This window comes from Streptomyces sp. NPDC058741, assembly GCF_042746715.1.
In the GTDB taxonomy this organism is placed as follows: domain Bacteria; phylum Actinomycetota; class Actinomycetes; order Streptomycetales; family Streptomycetaceae; genus Streptomyces.
Genome location: NZ_JBHYQH010000003.1, coordinates 205,608 through 223,064 on the forward strand (window position 1 = coordinate 205,608; position 17,457 = coordinate 223,064).

Here is a 17,457-nt window from a genome sequence, read left to right on the forward strand (position 1 = left end):
CGGAGTGGACCTCGAAGCACGTGTCGCCGACCTCGAACGCCGTCTTGCGGCCCTGGGAAGGCGCCCGGCGCACCGGCCCCCCTCGACGAGGGCGACTTCCGGGCCCTGAACGGCCTGAAGGAGGAGCTGTCCGAGCTGGACGCGGCCGGCGGCGGTGTCCCCTGCACCGGCTCGGTCCGCCTGCCGGCGGGCGAGTCGTACGCCTGGCAGCCGGGAGCCCTCACGGAAGGGACGCTGGAGGACGACGGGACCGCGGCGGCGGAGTCCTTCGCGGCCCTCGGCCCCCCGGTCCGGCTCCGGCTCCTGCGCGAGATCCTCGGCGGCCGCCGCACGCCGTCGCGCTCGCCGAGCTGGACGAGCTGGACGAGGTCGGCACGACCGGCCAGATCTACCGCCACCTGCGCCAGCTCACCGGTGCCGGCTGGCTGCAGACGACGGGCCGCGGCCGCTACGAGGTCCCGGCGGCCCGGGTCGTCCCGCTGCTGGTGGCCCTGTCGATCGCCCGCTCGTGGACGCGGCAAGGGGGAACGGGATGCCCGTACGCAAGGCCGGCACGGTGGCCTTCCACGCGCTCCGACTGGTCTTCGTCGCCATGGTGGCGGCCCGCGTCGGCTTCGGCCGGGGCTACGCGGTGGGGCGGGACCTCCTGCCGCTGGTGCCGGCGGCCGTGGTCACCGTGACCAGCCGCTGGCGCGGCGCCCCGGACAGCCCGCGGGTCGCCCCGGAGCCCCTCGCGGTCGCCGCGCCCGTCACCGGCCGCTGGTCCGCGCTGAACAGCCCGGCCGACCGCACCCCGAGCCACGGCATCCACGCCCACGGGCAGACGTGCGCCATCGACGTCCTCGCCGAGCCCGGACCGGGCGCCCGACCCGGCTTCGGCCGGGTCGGGCCGATCGCCCGGCCGCCCCGGGACTTCCCGTCCTTCGGCGCCCCGGTCCTCTCCGCCGCCGACGCCACGGTCGTCCGGGCCGCCGACGAGCGGCGCGACCACCTCAGCCGCCACTCCCCGCCGGGGCTGGTGCACCTGATGCCCGTCGAGGGCGTGGTGCGCGAACTGACCGGCACCGGCCGCATCCTGGGCAACCACGGCGTCCTCGACCTCGGCAACGGCACCTACGCCGCCTACGCCCACCTGAGGCGCGGTTCCCTCACCGTCCGCGAGGGCGACCGGGTCCGGGCCGGCCGGCCGATCGCCCGCTGCGGCGACTCCGGCAACTCCACCGAACCCCGCCTGCACTTCCAGCTGATGGACGCCCCGGACCCGGACGCGGCCCGGGGCGTCCCCTTCACCTGGAACGGCATCGGCGTACCCCGCGACAAGGAGACCTTCGAGGCACCCCCGGCAGTCCTGCACAGCACCTAGGCTGGCCCCCATGCCCCCGGCCAGGAAACGCACCCGCAGCTACGACCCCGCCAAGATCCGGGCAGCCGTCCTCGCCCAGTTCGGGAACGTACGGGCGGCGGCCGCCGGACTCACCCCGGACCAGCTCGCACTGCCCACCCGGCTGGGCGACTGGACGGTCGGCGACCTGGTGGCGCACGTCGGGATGACCCTCGGGGCGGTCTCCCGGCTGGTCGCCCTGCCCGAACCGCCCCGGCAGGACGGCACGCTGCTCGACTGGCCGTCCGCCATCGCCGCCGAGGCACCGGACATCGCCGCGTACGCCCGTGAACTGGCGGAGCGTCACCCGGACCCGGTCGCCCACCTCGCCGACACCGAGGAACGCTTCACCGCCGACCTCGCCGCCCACCCCGGCACCCGGCTCCTCCCCACCAGCGCCGGAGCCCTCCCCCTCGCCGACTACCTGGTCACCCGCACCGTAGAACTCGTCGTCCACACCGACGACCTCAACGCCGCCCTCCCCGGCCTGGACATCCCCTACGACCGTCAGGCCCTGGCCGCCTGCACCCGGCTGCTGGCCGACACGCTGGCCGCCAGGGCACCGGGCGGCTCGACGGAGGTGCGGGTGCCGCCGTACGCGGTGGTGCAGTGCGGGGCGGGGCCGAGGCACACCCGGGGCACCCCGCCCAACGTCGTCGAGACGGACCCGCTGACCTGGATCCGGCTGGCGACCGGGCGACTGGCCTGGCCGGACGCCCTGCGCGAGGCCGAGGTCAGCGCCAGTGGGGAGCGGGCCGACCTGTCGGCCCACCTGCCGCTCCTGGCATAGGAGTCACGCGCAGGCCGCAAGGGGAACCGATCCCCCCGGGTCCTCCGTCGAAGTGACATGGACAGGCAGAAGCAGCGCATGACCCTGACGGCCGCCGCCTTGCTCGTCCCGCTCATGGCGGCCTGCGGCAGCGAGAAGACCGACAGCGGCAGCGGCTCCGTGGGCGCCGGCGAGCCCGTGACCGGTGTGCGGTGGAGGGTGGACAGCGTCACCGCGGACGGCAGGACGCACCGGGCCCCCGCCGGCGCGCACGTCGCCATCGAGGACGGCCGCGCCGAGGGCAGCCTCGGCTGCAACAGCTTCAGCGCCGAGGCCGAGGTGGAGGGCGACCGCATCCGGCTCGGCAGGGCCATGGCCACCGAAATGGCCTGCGTGAACCAGCCGACGGCCTTCGAGGAGACCCTCGCGCGCGCCCTCTCGGGCCAGGACCTGAAGGCCCGGGCGCACAGCGACCGCCTCACCCTCACCACCGGCCGGGGGGACACCGTTCGCCTGACCAAGGCGGAGAACGCCCCGCTGGCGGGCACCCGGTGGACGATCACCAGCCCCGACACCCAGGGCCGCGCCCACCTCACCTTCGACGCGAGGAAGGGCACCGTCGCCGGCAGCCTCGGCTGCAACAAGGTGAACGCCGAGGCCACGGTCGGCGACGGCCGTATCACCCTCGGCCCTCCGGCCACGACCCGAATGATGTGCGAAGACTCACTCATGGCCGGCGAGAAGAAGCTGCTGCGGCTTTTCGACGGGAAGCCGGCCTACGCGGTCGATCACGAAACCCTCACCCTGACCAGCGAAGACGGCACGCGCGTGCGCGCTGTCGCCGACCGGTGACCCCCCGGAAAGTCCGGTATCCCCAATTCGGACCAGTGGTCGACCTCGCCTACACTCGGTGGCGTGCCACGTGGTGACGGACGACTCAACCACGACCTGCTCCCCGGCGAGAAGGGCCCCCAGGACGCTTGCGGCGTCTTCGGTGTCTGGGCTCCGGGCGAAGAGGTCGCCAAGCTCACGTACTTCGGGCTCTACGCCCTCCAGCATCGAGGCCAGGAATCCGCGGGAATCGCGGTCAGCAACGGCTCGCAGATCCTCGTCTTCAAGGACATGGGCCTGGTCTCCCAGGTCTTCGACGAGACGTCCCTCGGCTCGCTCCAGGGACACATCGCGGTCGGACACGCCCGCTACTCGACCACCGGCGCGTCCGTCTGGGAGAACGCCCAGCCGACGTTCCGCGCCACCGGGCACGGATCCATCGCCCTCGGCCACAACGGCAACCTCGTCAACACCGCCCAGCTCGCGGAGATGGTCGCCGACCTGCCCAAGCAGGAAGGCGGCCGCACCCCGCGCGTCGCGGCGACCAACGACACCGACCTGCTCACCGCGCTCCTCGCCGCCCAGGTCGACGAGGACGGCAAGCCGCTGACCATCGAGGAGGCCGCGCACAGCATCCTCCCGCAGGTCCGGGGCGCCTTCTCCCTCGTCTTCATGGACGAGCACACCCTCTACGCGGCCCGCGACCCGCAGGGCATCCGTCCGCTGGTCCTCGGCCGGCTGGAGCGCGGCTGGGTCGTCGCCTCCGAGTCCGCGGCCCTCGACATCTGCGGCGCCAGCTTCGTGCGCGAGATCGAGCCGGGCGAGTTCGTCGCCATCGACGAGAACGGCCTGCGCACCTCTCGATTCGCGGAAGCGAAGCCCAAGGGCTGCGTTTTCGAGTACGTCTACCTGGCCCGCCCGGACACGGACATCGCCGGGCGGAACGTCTACCTCTCCCGCGTGGAGATGGGCCGCCGCCTGGCCAAGGAGTCCCCGGTCGAGGCCGACCTCGTCATAGCGACCCCGGAGTCCGGCACCCCCGCCGCCATCGGCTACGCGGAGGCCTCCGGCATCCCCTTCGGCGCGGGCCTGGTCAAGAACGCCTACGTCGGCCGGACCTTCATCCAGCCCTCGCAGACCATCCGCCAGCTGGGCATCCGCCTGAAGCTGAACCCCCTCAAGGAAGTCATCAAGGGCAAGCGCCTGGTCGTCGTCGACGACTCCATCGTGCGCGGCAACACCCAGCGGGCCCTGGTCCGCATGCTCCGCGAGGCGGGCGCCGCCGAGGTCCACATCCGGATCTCCTCGCCGCCCGTGAAGTGGCCCTGCTTCTTCGGCATCGACTTCGCCACCCGCGCCGAGCTCATCGCCAACGGCATGACGATCGAGGAGATCGGCACCTCGCTGGGCGCCGACTCCCTGGCGTACATCTCCATCGACGGCATGATCGAGGCGACCACCATCGCCAAGCCGAACCTGTGCCGTGCCTGCTTCGACGGCGAGTACCCGATGGACCTCCCGGACCCGGAGCTGCTCGGCAAGCAGCTGCTGGAGACGGAGCTGGCCGCCGGCCCGGCCGCCACGGCCGCCGCCGACGCCATCCGCCGCCCGTAGCCGGCCCGTTTCACCTGCCGTACGACACGAAGGTTCTCCTAGCCATGTCCGAGACACCCATCGCCGAGGGCGGCGCCAGCTACGCAGCCGCAGGCGTCGACATCGAGGCGGGCGACCGCGCCGTCGAACTGATGAAGGAGTGGGTGAAGAAGGCCCAGCGCCCCGAGGTCCTCGGCGGTCTCGGCGGCTTCGCCGGCCTCTTCGACGCCTCCGCCCTGAAGAACTACGAGCGCCCCCTGCTCGCCTCCGCCACGGACGGCGTCGGCACCAAGGTCGACATCGCCCGCCAGCTGGGCGTCTACGACACCATCGGCCACGACCTGGTCGCCATGGTCATGGACGACATCGTGGTGTGCGGCGCCGAGCCGCTGTTCATGACCGACTACATCTGCGTCGGCAAGGTCCACCCCGAGCGCGTCGCCGCCATCGTCAAGGGCATCGCCGCGGGCTGTGTGCTGGCCGGCTGCGCCCTGGTCGGCGGCGAGACGGCCGAGCACCCGGGCCTGCTGGGCGAGGACGACTTCGACGTCGCCGGCGCCGGTACGGGCGTGGTGGAGGCCGACCGCCTGCTCGGCGCGGACCGCATCCGGACGGGCGACGCGGTGATCGCCATGGCGTCCTCCGGACTTCACTCGAACGGGTACTCCCTCGTCCGGCACGTCCTGCTGAACCAGTCCGGCCTCGCGCTGGACGCCCACATCGACGAGCTCGGCCGCACCCTCGGCGAGGAGCTGCTGGAGCCGACCAAGATCTACTCGCTGGACTGCCTGGCCCTGATGCGCACCACCGAGGTGCACGCCTTCAGCCACGTCACCGGCGGGGGACTCGCGGCCAACCTCGCCCGGGTCGTCCCCGGCGACCTGCACGCGATCGTCGACCGCTCCACCTGGACCCCGGCCCCGATCTTCGACCTCGTCGGCCGGACGGGGCAGGTCGAGCGCCTGGAGCTGGAGAAGACCCTGAACATGGGCGTCGGCATGATCGCCGTCGTCCCCCAGGAGTCCGTGGACGTCGCCCTGACGACCCTCGCCGACCGCGGCGTGGACGCCTGGGTGGCAGGCGAGATCACGGACCGGGGCGAGCACCCCACGGGTGCCGCCCTGGTCGGTGACTACGCGAGCTGAGACACGCGGAGTCGTAACCCTGCGCGCAGCACAGAACCCGGCCGGTGACCGGAGTCACCGACCGGGTGAGTGCTCAGTGCAGGGTCAAGCGCCGCGACGATGCCGCGAAGACTGGTCGTCCTCGTCCTCGTCGTCGTCCTCGTAGAGGTCGGCGTACCGTGCGTACAGGTCGTCGTCTTGCTCATCGTCCTCGAACCGCTCACCGTTCGGCGGTGGCGGATTCGACGTCGATGCGCCCAGCTCCTCGGCCAGGCGTGAGAGATCAGTCCCACCGCTGTTGTACTTCAGCTGGCGGGCGACCTTCGTCTGCTTGGCCTTGGCCCGGCCGCGCCCCATGGCTCGACCCCCTCAACGACGGGGCTCGACGGCCCCAGAGTCTTGACACGCGTTCATGGTCCGGCACGGACTCTCCGCGGAGAGACCGGTCCGTAGGGCTTCCACGGTACCTGAGCCCGCGCCCATACGGTACGTCGCCCGCATGACGTGCCCGCGCCCAGGACCTTCGAGGCGCCCCGTCCTCGCTGGTCAACCGCGATTTTAACCACTTCTCGGAGGTCGACCCGCCGGGAGAAGTGAGAGTTCTCTCCAACTGCCCGCCGGCGGGTACCGGCCAAACGTGCGAGGCCGCGGTGCGGGCCGGGTCAGCCCGCCCGGCGCGCCGCGACCGCGTCGTGCATCCGCTGCTCCGCGATCCGGTCGGCCGCGGCGGCCGGCGGGATGCCGTCCTCCTTCGCACGTGCGAAGATCGCCAGGGTGGTGTCGTAGATCCTCGCCGCCTTCGCCCGGCACCGCTCGAAGTCGAAGCCGTGCAGCTCGTCGGCCACCTGGATCACGCCGCCCGCGTTCACCACGTAGTCCGGCGCGTAGAGGATCCCGCGGTCCGCGAGGTCCTTCTCCACACCCGGGTGGGCGAGCTGGTTGTTGGCCGCGCCGCAGACCACCCGGGCGGTCAGGGCCGGCACGGTGTCGTCGTCCAGGGCGCCGCCGAGCGCGCACGGGGCGTAGATGTCCAGGCCCTCGACGCGGATCAGGGTGGCGGTGTCGGCGACGGCCGTCACGCCCTCGGGGTGCGCGGCGAGGATCCGCCCCACGGCGTCCTCGCGCACGTCGGTGATGACCACCTCGGCGCCCTCCGCGCGCAGGTGCTCCACCAGGTGGTGGCCGACCTTGCCGACGCCGGCGATGCCCACCTTGCGCCCGCGCAGGATGGGGTCACCCCACAGGTGCTGCGCGGAGGCCCGCATGCCCTGGTAGACGCCGTAGGCGGTCAGGACGGAGGAGTCGCCGGCGCCGCCGTTCTCCGGGGAGCGGCCGGTCGTCCAGCGGCACTCGCGGGCCACGACGTCCATGTCGGCCACGTACGTGCCGACGTCGCAGGCGGTGACGTAGCGCCCGCCGAGGGAGGCCACGCACCGGCCGTAGGCCAGCAGCAGCTCCTCGGTCTTGATCTTCTCCGGGTCGCCGATGATCACGGCCTTGCCGCCGCCGTGGTCGAGACCGGCCATGGCGTTCTTGTACGACATGCCGCGGGCGAGGTTCAGCGCGTCGGCGACGGCCTCGGCCTCGGTCGCGTACGGGTAGAAGCGCGTACCGCCGAGCGCAGGGCCCAGGGCGGTGGAGTGCAGGGCGATGACGGCCTTGAGGCCGCTCGCGCGGTCCTGGCAGAGCACGACTTGCTCATGTCCTCCCTGGTCCGAGCGGAACAGGGTGTGCAGAACATCAGCAGGTGCGCCGGTTACGTCGGTCACTGTGGTGACTCCTGAGTAAGTTGCGGCGGGTGGAGAGCAGCTCCCGTGCGGGTGGCGGGGACTGTTGAGCATGAGATTAGAGCCTGGCGGCCCCGCCGGCCGCACCGTGCACAGGATCACCTCCGACCGGAGTACGCCCGTGCGACGATTCTCATAGTTCCCGTGCGTCTGTGAGTGGGGCCGGAAGGTTTTCGTGTCGGCGCGCGGGGGAGGGAGCAGGCGTGCCCAAGGTGTCCTCGGTGATCGTCCCGTACGCGAGCTACTTGCGCGTGTACGAACCGCTGGCCGCCTTCCCCGAACCGGAGCGCGGCCACTGGGCCCGCTACGCCCGCAGGACGGACCGCCCCTCGTACCAGGACGAACTCCGCAGCGCCCTGGCCGACTTGGTCCCCACCCCGCCGGTCCTGGTGCCGGTGCACGAGAGCGAGGACGCCTTCGTCCTCGAGGTCGACGGCGTCGTCTGCGTCTGCCCGTGGCGCACCCGGCTGCGCGGCTGGCAGGCCCTGGAGGAGCTCTCCGGGGAACTTCCGCCGCCCGTCCTGGACGCGGTCCTGCCGCCGGTCCTGCGCCGCCAGGCGGCCCAGGACTACGAGCGCTGGCAGGCGGAGAACCCGGACGCCCGGCCGTGGATCCGCACGGCCACCTGGCAGGTACCGATCAACTGGTTCGTGCTGGTCGCCGACGAGGAGCGCGAGTACGGCACCGGGGACAGCGAGGACGGCCCGCCGGTGCTGCGCTACCGCACGCCCATGGTCCAGGCCCGGCGGCGGGTGGCCCGGGGCCTGAGGGCCCTGAGGGAGGCCATGGACGAGGGGCCGCTGATCGACGGCCTGGTGGACGTGGGGCGCTGGCTGGAGGAGTTCCACCCGCGCTCGCTCGTGGAGCTGGACTACGGCGGCCTGGTGCACGCCCTGCCGGCCGGGATACTGGAGGAGGACCACTCCGCGGCCGACGTGGCCGAGGGCATCGCCGCGCTGCGCCGGGGCGACGGCGCCGCCGCGGGGGAGGCGTACGCCCGACTCGTGGAGCGGTGGCGTTCCGTACGGGATCTCCGGTCGGCCAACTGACCCCTGACCTCGGGACCGGTACGCACCGCTCCCGGTCGGTCACGCACTGACGTTTGACGAACCGCCCGATGTGGGGTTTCGTCCTCGCACCGAGTCCCTGAAGCGGGCCGTTCGGTTCCTGAGGCTTCGTCAACAAGGGACGTAGGACCCGATCCGGGCGTACCTCTCAAGCAGGCCAAGCGTGACGGACTGCACGTTACCTGGCCCTTGCGCCCCTTGCCCCCCCTCATGCCAAAATAGGACAAGGAGTCCGGGGAGGACTCCTTCCGTCCCGTAGTGCTGCACTATGAGCGGAATCTCCGCATTACATGCTTTGGGGGGTCCCGTGACTCCTGATCGCCACTGTGACTGATCGTCACAGTGGCGTGACTGTCCGCTATGGCATGGTCCATCGGTTTCCGTCGCTGATGGACGCCTGGAGGGGCAATTCCATCGGTTTGGCCGACGCGGCTGGACAGATGGTGTAGTTGTAGTGCCGAGGACAAGCCGTTCGTCCTATAACCGACTCGACTCGCGTCCGTCATTTCGGGCAACGCGGGTCAAGGTGCAGAATTTAGAGGAAAGAACCGAGAAGGTTCGGTTCTCCCGAGGAGGCCGCTCATGACCGCTCGCACCCCTGATGCCGAGCCGCTGCTGACCCCGGCTGAGGTCGCCACCATGTTCCGTGTCGACCCCAAGACGGTCACGCGGTGGGCGAAGGCCGGCAAGCTCACGTCGATCCGCACGCTCGGCGGGCACCGGCGCTACCGCGAGGCAGAGGTCCGCGCTCTGCTCGCGGGCATTCCGCAGCAGCGCAGCGAGGCCTGAACAACTGAATAGCCGGGCATGTCGGACCGTCCCCCAACGGGCCGAGACGTCCGGTGCCACAGCTCCAAGCGACGCGGGGTGCTGCCCCAACAGGCCCCACGCCCAAGCCAGAAAGAGCTTTCCGGGCACGTAACAGGGTGCGTCGTCGGTCGCGCTGGACTCCGCCGGGTCCAGCGCGATCCTTTTTGTGTGCCCACCGTCCGCCCACGGCCCCGCTGCGAGCGGGCTTGTCGGTCTCTGGGGAGGGGTGTCGGAACGGCTGTGCGCGGTGCCCCGGTCAGGGTGCAATGGCACATATTAAATTGACCCTTTGTAGGAGACGGGTAAGTACCGTTCTCTCCGGAACTCATGCGGTGACACCCGTCACATACCAAGCGGCTTGTTGGTTCCGCGGCCGGTGCGGTAAGGGACCCTCCGGCTCCAGCACCCCACCGTGTCAAGGGTGTTGGGCCGGCCGGGGCGTCACGCGGACGCGGGACTCTCGTCCTCCACCGGCTCCTCCGGGACCGCCGGCTCCTCGCCGGAGCGGGGCGCGGACTCCATCGCGAGCAGCAGCAGACGACGGCAGATCGGGCAGTGCCGGGTGAGATGCCGGTACGACGACGCGGCCGCCAGGTGCGCGCGCAGCAGGGCCCGCGTCTCGTGCCTCGCCGATGCCGCCATACGCCACCTCCACGGGGCCGTACGGGGAACGGCCCTGGTTCCGGGGTACCGAGGGAATGACGGGCCGTCAAGATGGCGCGAGGGCACCCGGAGAGTGTCTGCGCAGGCCGGGCGGCGGGGCCCACACGAAGAAGAGCCCGGATCCGAGGATCCGGGCTCTTGCGATGCGGTCCTGACGGGATGTGCTGTGTCCGACGGCGGCTCCGCCGCGGGCACGGCCTCCCTGAGGCACGACGAAGCCCGCATCCCTGAGGATGCGGGCTTCGTCCTTCACTGCGGTCCTGACGGGATTTGAACCCGCGGCCTCCACCTTGACAGGGTGGCGAGCACTCCAAACTGCTCCACAGGACCAGGTTTCGCAGTGCGATTGCTGCGTTGCGCTGCGAGAAGAGACTCTACAGGAGGGTGGGCGCCTGGTCGAACTCACCCTCCGTGCGCGGACGCTCACGGCACCAACGCGTCGATCGCCTTCACGATCCGCTTGTCGGAGACCGGGTACGCCGTGCCCAGCGCGTGGGCGAAGTAGCTGACCCGGAGCTCCTCGATCATCCAGCGGACGTCCAGCACCTGCTGCGGCACCGGCCGGCCCTGCGGCATCTGCTCCAGGAGCCAGGCGTACTCGTCCTGCATCTCGTGGACCTTCTCCATGCGGGTCGTGTCCCGCTGGACGTTCGCCGGCATCTGCTGGAGCCGGCGGTCCGCCGCGACCAGGTAGCGCATCAGGTCCGGTATCCGGCGCAGCCCCGCCTCCGTCACGAAACCGGGCTTCACGAGGGCGTCCAGCTGCTTGCGCACGTCCTGGAGGTTCGGGAGCAGCGCCGGACTGCGGACGGCCTTCAGGCGGCGCTCACAGGCCTGCCAGGCCGCCAGGACCTGCTGCACCTGGCCCACCGTGCGGACGGTGGTGTCGACGATCTCGGCGCGCACCTTGTCGTGGAGCTTGCGGTACGACTCCTCGTCCCACGCCGGCCCCCCGAAGTCCCCGATCAGCTGGTCGGCCGCGGCCATGGCGCAGTCGTCGAACAGGGCCTGGATCGACCCGTGCGGGTTCGCGGACAGCGCGAGCTTCTGGGCGTTCGTCAGGCGGTCACTGGCGAACTTCGCCGCGTTGACCGGGATGGTGCGCAGGATCAGCCGGCGCGTGCCCTTCCACATGGCCCGGGCCTGCTCGGCCTCCGTGTCGAAGAGGCGCACCGCGACCGTGTCGCCGTCGTCGACCAGCGCCGGGTACGCCTTCACCGGCTGTCCGGCCCGGCGGGTCTCGAAGACGCGCGTGAGCGAGCCGATCGTCCAGTCGGTGAGGCCCCTGCGCTCCAGGGACTCGCCGCCCTGCCGCTCGGCCGTCGCCGCGGCGGCCTGCGACAGGGCCTTGCGCGCCTTCGGCTTCAGCTTGACCCGCAGCGCCTCCAGGTCCTTGTCCTCGGCCAGCCTGCGGCGCCGCTCGTCGACGATCCGGAACGTGATCCGCAGATGGTCCGGGACCTTCGACCAGTCGAAGTCCTCCGCGTCGAACGGGACTCCGACCATGAGCCTCAGCTCGCGGGCCATGGTCGTCGTGAGGGGCTCCTGGAGGGGCACCGCCCTGTCCAGGAACGCCTTCGCGTAGTTGGGCGCCGGGACGTAGTTGCGGCGGATCGGCTTGGGCAGGGAGCGGATCAGCTCCGTGACCAGTTCCTCCCGCAGCCCGGGGATCTGCCAGTCGAAGCCCTCGTCCGTGACCTGGTTGAGGACCTGCAGCGGAATGTGCACGGTCACGCCGTCGGCGTCCGCACCCGGCTCGAACTGGTACGTCACCCGGAACTTCAGGTTCCCCTGGCGCCAGGCGTCGGGGTAGTCGGCCTTGGAGACCTCGCCCGCCTTCTCGTTGATGAGCATCTCGCGCTCGAAGTCGAGGAAGTCGGGCTGCTCGTGCCGCTTGCGCTTCCACCAGGAGTCGAAGTGGGCGCCGGACACCACGTGTTCGGGGATGCGCCGGTCGTAGAAGTCGAACAGCGTCTCGTCGTCGACCAGGATGTCCCGGCGCCGGGCGCGGTGCTCCAGCTCCTCGACCTCGGTGAGCAGCCGGCGGTTGTCCGAGAAGAACTTGTGGTGCGTGCGCCAGTCGCCCTCGACGAGCGCGTTCCGGATGAACAGCTCACGGCTGGCCTCCGGATCGATCCGCCCGTAGCTGACCTTCCGCTGCGCCACGATCGGCACGCCGTACAGCGTGACCTTCTCGTACGCCATCACGGCCGCCTGGTCCTTCTCCCAGTGCGGCTCGCTGTACGTGCGCTTGACGAGGTGCGCGGCGAGCGGCTCGACCCACTCCGGCTCGATCTTCGCGTTGACGCGGGCCCAGAGGCGGGACGTCTCGACCAGCTCGGCGGACATCACGAACCGCGGGGGCTTCTTGAACAGGGCGGAGCCGGGGAAGACCGCGAACTTGGCGTTCCGCGCCCCCAGGTACTCGTTCTTCGCGCCCTCCTTCACGTCCTTCATGCCGACGTGGGACAGCAGGCCCGCGAGCAGGGAGACGTGGATGCGGTCGGCGGGGGCGTCGTGCTCGTCGAGGTGGATGCCCATCTGCTTCGCGACCGTGCGCAACTGCGAGTAGATGTCCTGCCATTCGCGGATGCGAAGGAAGTTAAGGTACTCCTGCTTGCACATCCGGCGGAAGGACGACGAGCCCCGCTCCTTCTGCTGCTCCCGGAGGTAGCGCCAGAGATTGAGGTACGCCAGGAAGTCGCTGCTCTCGTCCCTGAAACGGGCGTGCTGCTGATCGGCCTGGGTCTGCTTGTCGGCGGGGCGCTCGCGCGGGTCTTGGATGGACAGCGCGGCGGCTATGACCATGACCTCGCGCACGCAGCCGTTCCTGTCGGCCTCCAGGACCATCCGGGCCAGCCGGGGGTCGACGGGCAGCTGAGCCAGCTTGCGGCCGGTCTCGGTGAGCCGCTTGCGGGGGTCCTTCTGCGCCGGGTCGAGGGCGCCGAGCTCCTGCAGGAGCTGCACGCCGTCACGGATGTTGCGGTGGTCCGGCGGGTCGATGAACGGGAACTTCTCGATGTCACCGAGGCCGGCCGCGGTCATCTGCAGGATGACGGAGGCCAGGTTCGTCCGGAGGATCTCCGCGTCCGTGAACTCCGGCCGGGCCTCGAAGTCGTCCTCGCTGTAGAGCCGGATGCAGATGCCGTCCGACGTACGGCCGCAGCGGCCCTTGCGCTGGTTGGCGCTGGCCTGCGAGACCGGCTCGATCGGCAGGCGCTGGACCTTCGTGCGGTGGCTGTAGCGCGAGATCCGCGCGAAGCCCGGGTCGATGACGTACTTGATGCCCGGGACGGTCAGGGACGTCTCGGCGACGTTCGTGGCCAGCACGATCCTGCGGCCCGTGTGCGGCTGGAAGACGCGATGCTGCTCCGCGTGGGAGAGCCGGGCGTACAGCGGAAGGATCTCGGTGAACCGGTAGTTCTTCTTGCTCAGGGCGTCGGCCGTGTCGCGGATCTCCCGCTCGCCGGAGAGGAAGACCAGGATGTCGCCCTGCCCCTCCTTCTGGAGCTCCTCCACGGCGTCGGTGATCGCGGTGATCTGGTCCCGGTCGGAGTCGTCGCCGTCCTCCTCCAGGAGCGGGCGGTAGCGGACCTCCACGGGATAGGTCCGGCCGCTGACCTCGATGATCGGGGCGTCGCCGAAGTGCCGCGAGAAACGCTCGGGATCGATCGTCGCCGAGGTGATGACGACCTTCAGGTCGGGGCGCTTGGGCAGCAGCTGGGCGAGGTAGCCCAGCAGGAAGTCGATGTTGAGGGACCGCTCGTGGGCCTCGTCGATGATGATCGTGTCGTAGGCGCGCAGTTCGCGGTCGGTCTGGATCTCCGCGAGCAGGATGCCGTCCGTCATGAGCTTGACGAACGTGGCGTCCGGGTCGACCTGGTCGGTGAAGCGGACCTTCCAGCCGATGGCCTCGCCGAGGGGTGTGTTCAGCTCCTCCGCGACACGCTCCGCGACCGTTCGGGCGGCGATCCTGCGCGGCTGCGTGTGCCCGATCATGCCGCGCACGCCCCGGCCGAGCTCCATGCAGATCTTCGGGATCTGCGTCGTCTTTCCGGAACCCGTCTCACCGGCGACGATCACGACCTGGTGGTCGCGGACGGCCGCGGCGATGTCGTCCTTCTTCTGGCTGACCGGCAGCTGCTCGGGATAGGTGATCCCGGGCAGACGGGAGCGCCGGACGGCCATCCGCTCCTCGGCCTTGGTGACCTCCGCCTCGATCTCGGCCAGCACGGCGGCCCGCGCCTCCGGTTTGCGGATCTTGCGCGCACCTTCGAGCCTGCGCCCGAGCCGGTGCGCATCGCGCAGGGACAGCTCGGTCAGGCGGGGGGCGAGGGCGCCGAGGGCGGGGGCGGGGTGCGTAGACATACGCGGTCCAGGATCTCATCCCCGGGAAATGCGTGGCGAGCGCTTTTGTCCCGGCTGTGCCGGACGCCTCGGCGAGGAGTCGGCGCACCGGCGCGCGGGCGGCACGGAAGAGCCCCTCTCCGCTGATACCGGAGAGGGGCTCACGCCCTGGTCAGGGCTGCGGTGGCTGGGGCCGGGGTCGAACCGGCGACCTTCCGCTTTTCAGGCCGTGTCTGGGAGGCCGCGCGCCCGGTGGGGCGTGCTGTGGGGCACCGCCCTCGGTTGTGCTTGTACGCCACTGTTGGCGTACGGGTTGGCGTACTCACGCGGCGGGGCGAAGCCGTACGGGAGCCGGTGTGCGGTCGGAGAAGCCGTGATCCGCTGGCCGCGCTGCTCGCTGCGCGAGCCACCCCGAAACTCGCGGCCCACCGTTCACCGCGTTGCCTTCTCGGACCGTGCGGATGTAGGTGAAGCCCTGGGCGAGGTAGTACCGCTGAAGACCCTCGTTCGTCGTCCAGGCGTCCAGCCGGAGCCACCGGGCCCCCGCACGGTGTGCGCGGTCTCCGGCCCAATCGAGCAACCGCCCGCCAAGGTTCTGACCCGCGTACTCACGGGCAATGGTGAGCTTGTTCACGAACATCGACGGTTCGGCCAGTTCATCGGCTGTCCACAGCCCTTCCTCCGCGTCCGGAGTGAGCGTGATGGTGCCAACCGTCGTGTGTCCGTCGCGGAGCATGAAGACGGTGCCCGCTTCGATGGTCTCCAGCAGCTTGTCCGCCGGATAGGGGCGACTCCACTGGTCAGAGCCGATTTCACGCAGCCAAGCTGCTGCTTCCTCGCGGAAGGATAGAAGCTTGGCCAGGTCGTGCGGCTCTGCGGGGGCGATGATCACTTGTTCTCGTCTCTGCCGGAGAGGTCACCGATCTCGTAGTTCATCTGGTTCAAGTCGCCCCGGAAGGTGGTGACGGTGCATCGGATGGGGCGATCCACCGAGTAGCCCGTACGCGTCCAGAGCAGTACGGGCACGCCGGCACCCACCTCCAACAGGCGCGACTCGTCCGGCGTTGGCATGCGTGTCGAGATCTCGTCGAAGTACCCGATCTGCTCGATGCCGCGAGCGGTCAGGTATCGGGTGGTCCCTTCTTCGATGTCTCCGGGTTCTGCCAGACGGGGAGACTCTTCGATCAGCCAGGCTGGGTAGTACGTCGCTTGCGTCGACCAGGGCACGTCATCCACATACCGGTGACAGAACCGCAGAACCGTCTTGCTGCCCGCTTCGATCTTCAGATGTTCTGCGATCTCGGCCGGCGCGGGCAGCATCTCGACCCTGAACGTCTGATGGGGCCTACGACCAGCGTTTGTGACGTCGGTGTTGTAGGCGTCGCCGTTCTGGGGGAAGTCCAGGTTCTCGAACCGTGAGGCGTTGAGCTTGAACACCTCATGGGAGCGAACCTCGTACCCCAGGCCCTGACTGGACGTGATCAGACCCTCGCTGACCAGGAGTGCGAGCCCGGAACGAACGGTGTTGCGGGAGGCGTCGAACCGGGCTGACAGCTCACTCTCCGAGGGCAACCGGCGGTCCTGGTCGAACGCGCCGTTCACGATCTCGCGACGTAGAGCGTCGGCCACCTGTCGGTACTTCGGTTGCTTGCTCATGCGCCCATCATGACGCACTCGCTCAACTTGTTGGTACATGTGGGCCCCAATCCCTTGACGACTCACTGCTTGCGGGTGCAGCATCACTGCATCAGCTTGTACCAACAAGTTGAGCAGGTGGTGCAGCACCATTAAGTGTGCCTCCTGTGCCTGCAAGTCATGCCCGGAGGAAAGCCCAGCTCAGGCGGGGTGAGTACGAAGGAAGCGGTCGTTGGTTGAGAACTCAATAAGCGGGCCCCGTCTCCCCGAGTCGAAAAGACGGACCGCGCGGCTACACCGCGCATCGATCTCTCCACAGCTCACCGCTGTGGCCGGTTGCCTCCGCTGCTCGTCGCGCACGAGCAGCGCTGAGGGGAGCCGCGATGGCTTCACCCGTTCATCCATCGAGAGGACTGTTCATGGACCGCCTGAAGGCGCAGGCCTCGAAGAACCGTGACGCGGCGAAGGTGCTGCGTCACCGGGGCAAGGACGACGCCGCGCAGCGGCTGGAGGCTCGCGCCGACGAGCTGGAGTCGGGCCGCGTCACCGACTGCACCGACGCCGTCAGCAGCCTCATCTCCTGGGCGTTTCGCCGCTGACCTCAATCCCGCCTGGCCCATCAACGGCGCGCGGCTCCCGGGGGTGCATCCCGGGAGCCGCTGTCGGGCCGTTCACCTGTGAGAGGACTACACGACCCAATGGACCACATCGTTACTGTTCAGGACGCTGTTACGGCGTTCGCCGACTTCATGGAGCCGACGGCCGCTGAGCTGGAGGCGATCGAGCGGGAGATGCCCGTCATCCTGGCGGACGTCGACCTGTTGGACGCGCAGATCATCACCCTGGACCGGATCCCGAGTGAGCTGGACAACCGGCGTATCCGCCGAGCCCGCCGCCGCGCGCTCGCCGCGCGCATCGCCCTGGCCAACCGCACGGCCGGTGCGAGCCTTCCCGGGGGTGCCGCATGAGCGCCACCCACCCGAACCTGGCCGCCGCGCACGCGGAGGTGAAGGCGGAGATCGCTCGGACCGACACCAAGACCGGTCTGCTGCTGGCGTTCGTCGGCGCGGTCCTGGCCGGCGCCTGGACCGTCGCCCGTGACCTGCCCCTCACCCCCCTCGCCTGCCTGGTCGGTGGTGCGGGGATGGTGCTGCTGGTCGCGGCCGCCGGGGTGCTGCTGCGCTCGACGCGGCCGAACCTGAGCGGGCGGCACGGTTTCCCGCTGTGGGCCACGCTCACCGCCGAGGAGATCACCACCGCCGTCCAGCGCGACCTTGCGGCCGACATCGCCGGGCTGTCCCGGCTCGCGGTCGCCAAGTTCACGTCCCTGCGCCGCGCCGTGGACCTGACCTTGACCGGCGGGGCGATGCTCGTCCTCGCCGCGCTGCTCACGCTGGGGGGTGTCCGGTGAACCGGACCAAGCTCACCCGCGTGCAGGTCGGGGTGCTGT

At 70.3% G+C, this 17,457-nt stretch carries 16 protein-coding genes, 1 tRNA gene and 1 pseudogene; 11 read left to right on the forward strand and 7 right to left on the reverse strand.

Going from position 1 to position 17,457, the window contains the following annotated elements; genetic code table 11:
* Positions 1 to 4: 4 nt before the first annotated feature.
* From ACFW6P_RS03780 to purM, 6 genes and pseudogenes are all read left to right on the forward strand, one after another.
* A pseudogene (locus tag ACFW6P_RS03780) lies at positions 5 to 509 on the forward strand (ArsR/SmtB family transcription factor); the annotation flags it as partial.
* Positions 510 to 532: 23 nt separating this feature from the next.
* Positions 533 to 1,363: a peptidoglycan DD-metalloendopeptidase family protein gene (locus ACFW6P_RS03785; RefSeq protein WP_386422832.1), complete on the forward strand. Its 831-nt coding sequence runs from the start codon at positions 533 to 535 to the stop codon at positions 1,361 to 1,363.
* Between the two features lie 10 nt (positions 1,364 to 1,373).
* On the forward strand, positions 1,374 to 2,171 hold the full coding sequence (locus ACFW6P_RS03790; RefSeq protein WP_386422834.1) for a sterol carrier family protein: 798 nt from the start codon (positions 1,374 to 1,376) through the stop codon (positions 2,169 to 2,171).
* Between the two features lie 57 nt (positions 2,172 to 2,228).
* Positions 2,229 to 3,002, forward strand: coding sequence for an META domain-containing protein (locus ACFW6P_RS03795; protein WP_386422835.1), 774 nt, complete (start codon positions 2,229 to 2,231; stop codon positions 3,000 to 3,002).
* A 63-nt stretch (positions 3,003 to 3,065) separates the two neighbouring features.
* Positions 3,066 to 4,595, forward strand: coding sequence for an amidophosphoribosyltransferase (gene purF, locus ACFW6P_RS03800; protein ID WP_386348844.1), 1,530 nt, complete (start codon positions 3,066 to 3,068; stop codon positions 4,593 to 4,595).
* 44 nt (positions 4,596 to 4,639) lie between these two features.
* Positions 4,640 to 5,719, forward strand: coding sequence for a phosphoribosylformylglycinamidine cyclo-ligase (gene purM / locus ACFW6P_RS03805; protein ID WP_386422836.1), 1,080 nt, complete (start codon positions 4,640 to 4,642; stop codon positions 5,717 to 5,719).
* Positions 5,720 to 5,803: 84 nt separating this feature from the next.
* Here the strand turns inward: purM and ACFW6P_RS03810 are convergent, their stop codons facing one another.
* On the reverse strand, positions 5,804 to 6,055 hold the full coding sequence (locus ACFW6P_RS03810; RefSeq protein ID WP_386348838.1) for a DUF3073 domain-containing protein: 252 nt from the start codon (positions 6,053 to 6,055) through the stop codon (positions 5,804 to 5,806).
* A 305-nt stretch (positions 6,056 to 6,360) separates the two neighbouring features.
* The gene (locus tag ACFW6P_RS03815; protein WP_386348836.1) at positions 6,361 to 7,467 is read right to left on the reverse strand and encodes a Leu/Phe/Val dehydrogenase; all 1,107 of its coding nucleotides are present in this window, start codon (positions 7,465 to 7,467) and stop codon (positions 6,361 to 6,363) included.
* A 221-nt stretch (positions 7,468 to 7,688) separates the two neighbouring features.
* Between ACFW6P_RS03815 and ACFW6P_RS03820 the strand changes: the two genes are divergently transcribed.
* Positions 7,689 to 8,534, forward strand: coding sequence for a hypothetical protein (locus ACFW6P_RS03820; RefSeq protein ID WP_386348833.1), 846 nt, complete (start codon positions 7,689 to 7,691; stop codon positions 8,532 to 8,534).
* 600 nt (positions 8,535 to 9,134) lie between these two features.
* A complete protein-coding gene (bldC, locus tag ACFW6P_RS03825; RefSeq protein WP_003949541.1) occupies positions 9,135 to 9,341 on the forward strand; it encodes a developmental transcriptional regulator BldC in 207 nt (68 codons plus the stop codon).
* A gap of 462 nt (positions 9,342 to 9,803) precedes the next feature.
* Here the strand turns inward: bldC and ACFW6P_RS03830 are convergent, their stop codons facing one another.
* The 5 genes from ACFW6P_RS03830 to ACFW6P_RS03850 all read right to left on the reverse strand — a co-directional run bounded on the left by ACFW6P_RS03830 (position 9,804) and on the right by ACFW6P_RS03850 (position 16,028).
* Positions 9,804 to 10,004 carry a DUF6274 family protein gene (locus ACFW6P_RS03830; protein WP_386348830.1) on the reverse strand — a complete coding sequence of 67 codons (201 nt, stop codon included), beginning with the start codon at positions 10,002 to 10,004 and terminating at the stop codon, positions 9,804 to 9,806.
* 276 nt (positions 10,005 to 10,280) lie between these two features.
* A tRNA-Asp gene (locus tag ACFW6P_RS03835) sits at positions 10,281 to 10,355 on the reverse strand.
* Positions 10,356 to 10,448: 93 nt separating this feature from the next.
* Positions 10,449 to 14,393 (reverse strand): ATP-dependent RNA helicase HrpA, encoded by a 3,945-nt coding sequence (gene hrpA, locus ACFW6P_RS03840; protein WP_386422837.1) that lies wholly within the window; start codon positions 14,391 to 14,393, stop codon positions 10,449 to 10,451.
* 301 nt (positions 14,394 to 14,694) lie between these two features.
* Positions 14,695 to 15,264, reverse strand: a complete 570-nt coding sequence (locus ACFW6P_RS03845; RefSeq protein ID WP_386422839.1) for a GNAT family N-acetyltransferase — start codon at positions 15,262 to 15,264, stop codon at positions 14,695 to 14,697.
* A complete protein-coding gene (locus ACFW6P_RS03850) occupies positions 15,261 to 16,028 on the reverse strand; it encodes a GntR family transcriptional regulator (RefSeq protein ID WP_386422841.1) in 768 nt (255 codons plus the stop codon). The genes ACFW6P_RS03845 and ACFW6P_RS03850 overlap by 4 nt, the downstream gene beginning before the upstream one ends.
* Positions 16,029 to 16,426: 398 nt before the next feature.
* Here ACFW6P_RS03850 and ACFW6P_RS03855 point away from each other — a divergent pair, with 398 nt between their 5' ends.
* From ACFW6P_RS03855 to ACFW6P_RS03865, 3 genes are all read left to right on the forward strand, one after another.
* Positions 16,427 to 16,606, forward strand: a complete 180-nt coding sequence (locus tag ACFW6P_RS03855; protein ID WP_386422843.1) for a hypothetical protein — start codon at positions 16,427 to 16,429, stop codon at positions 16,604 to 16,606.
* 99 nt (positions 16,607 to 16,705) lie between these two features.
* On the forward strand, positions 16,706 to 16,975 hold the full coding sequence (locus ACFW6P_RS03860) for a DUF6284 family protein (protein ID WP_386422845.1): 270 nt from the start codon (positions 16,706 to 16,708) through the stop codon (positions 16,973 to 16,975).
* The gene (locus ACFW6P_RS03865; RefSeq protein WP_386422846.1) at positions 16,972 to 17,418 is read left to right on the forward strand and encodes a Pycsar system effector family protein; all 447 of its coding nucleotides are present in this window, start codon (positions 16,972 to 16,974) and stop codon (positions 17,416 to 17,418) included. Before ACFW6P_RS03860 ends, ACFW6P_RS03865 begins: the two co-directional genes overlap by 4 nt.
* Positions 17,419 to 17,457: the final 39 nt, after the last annotated feature.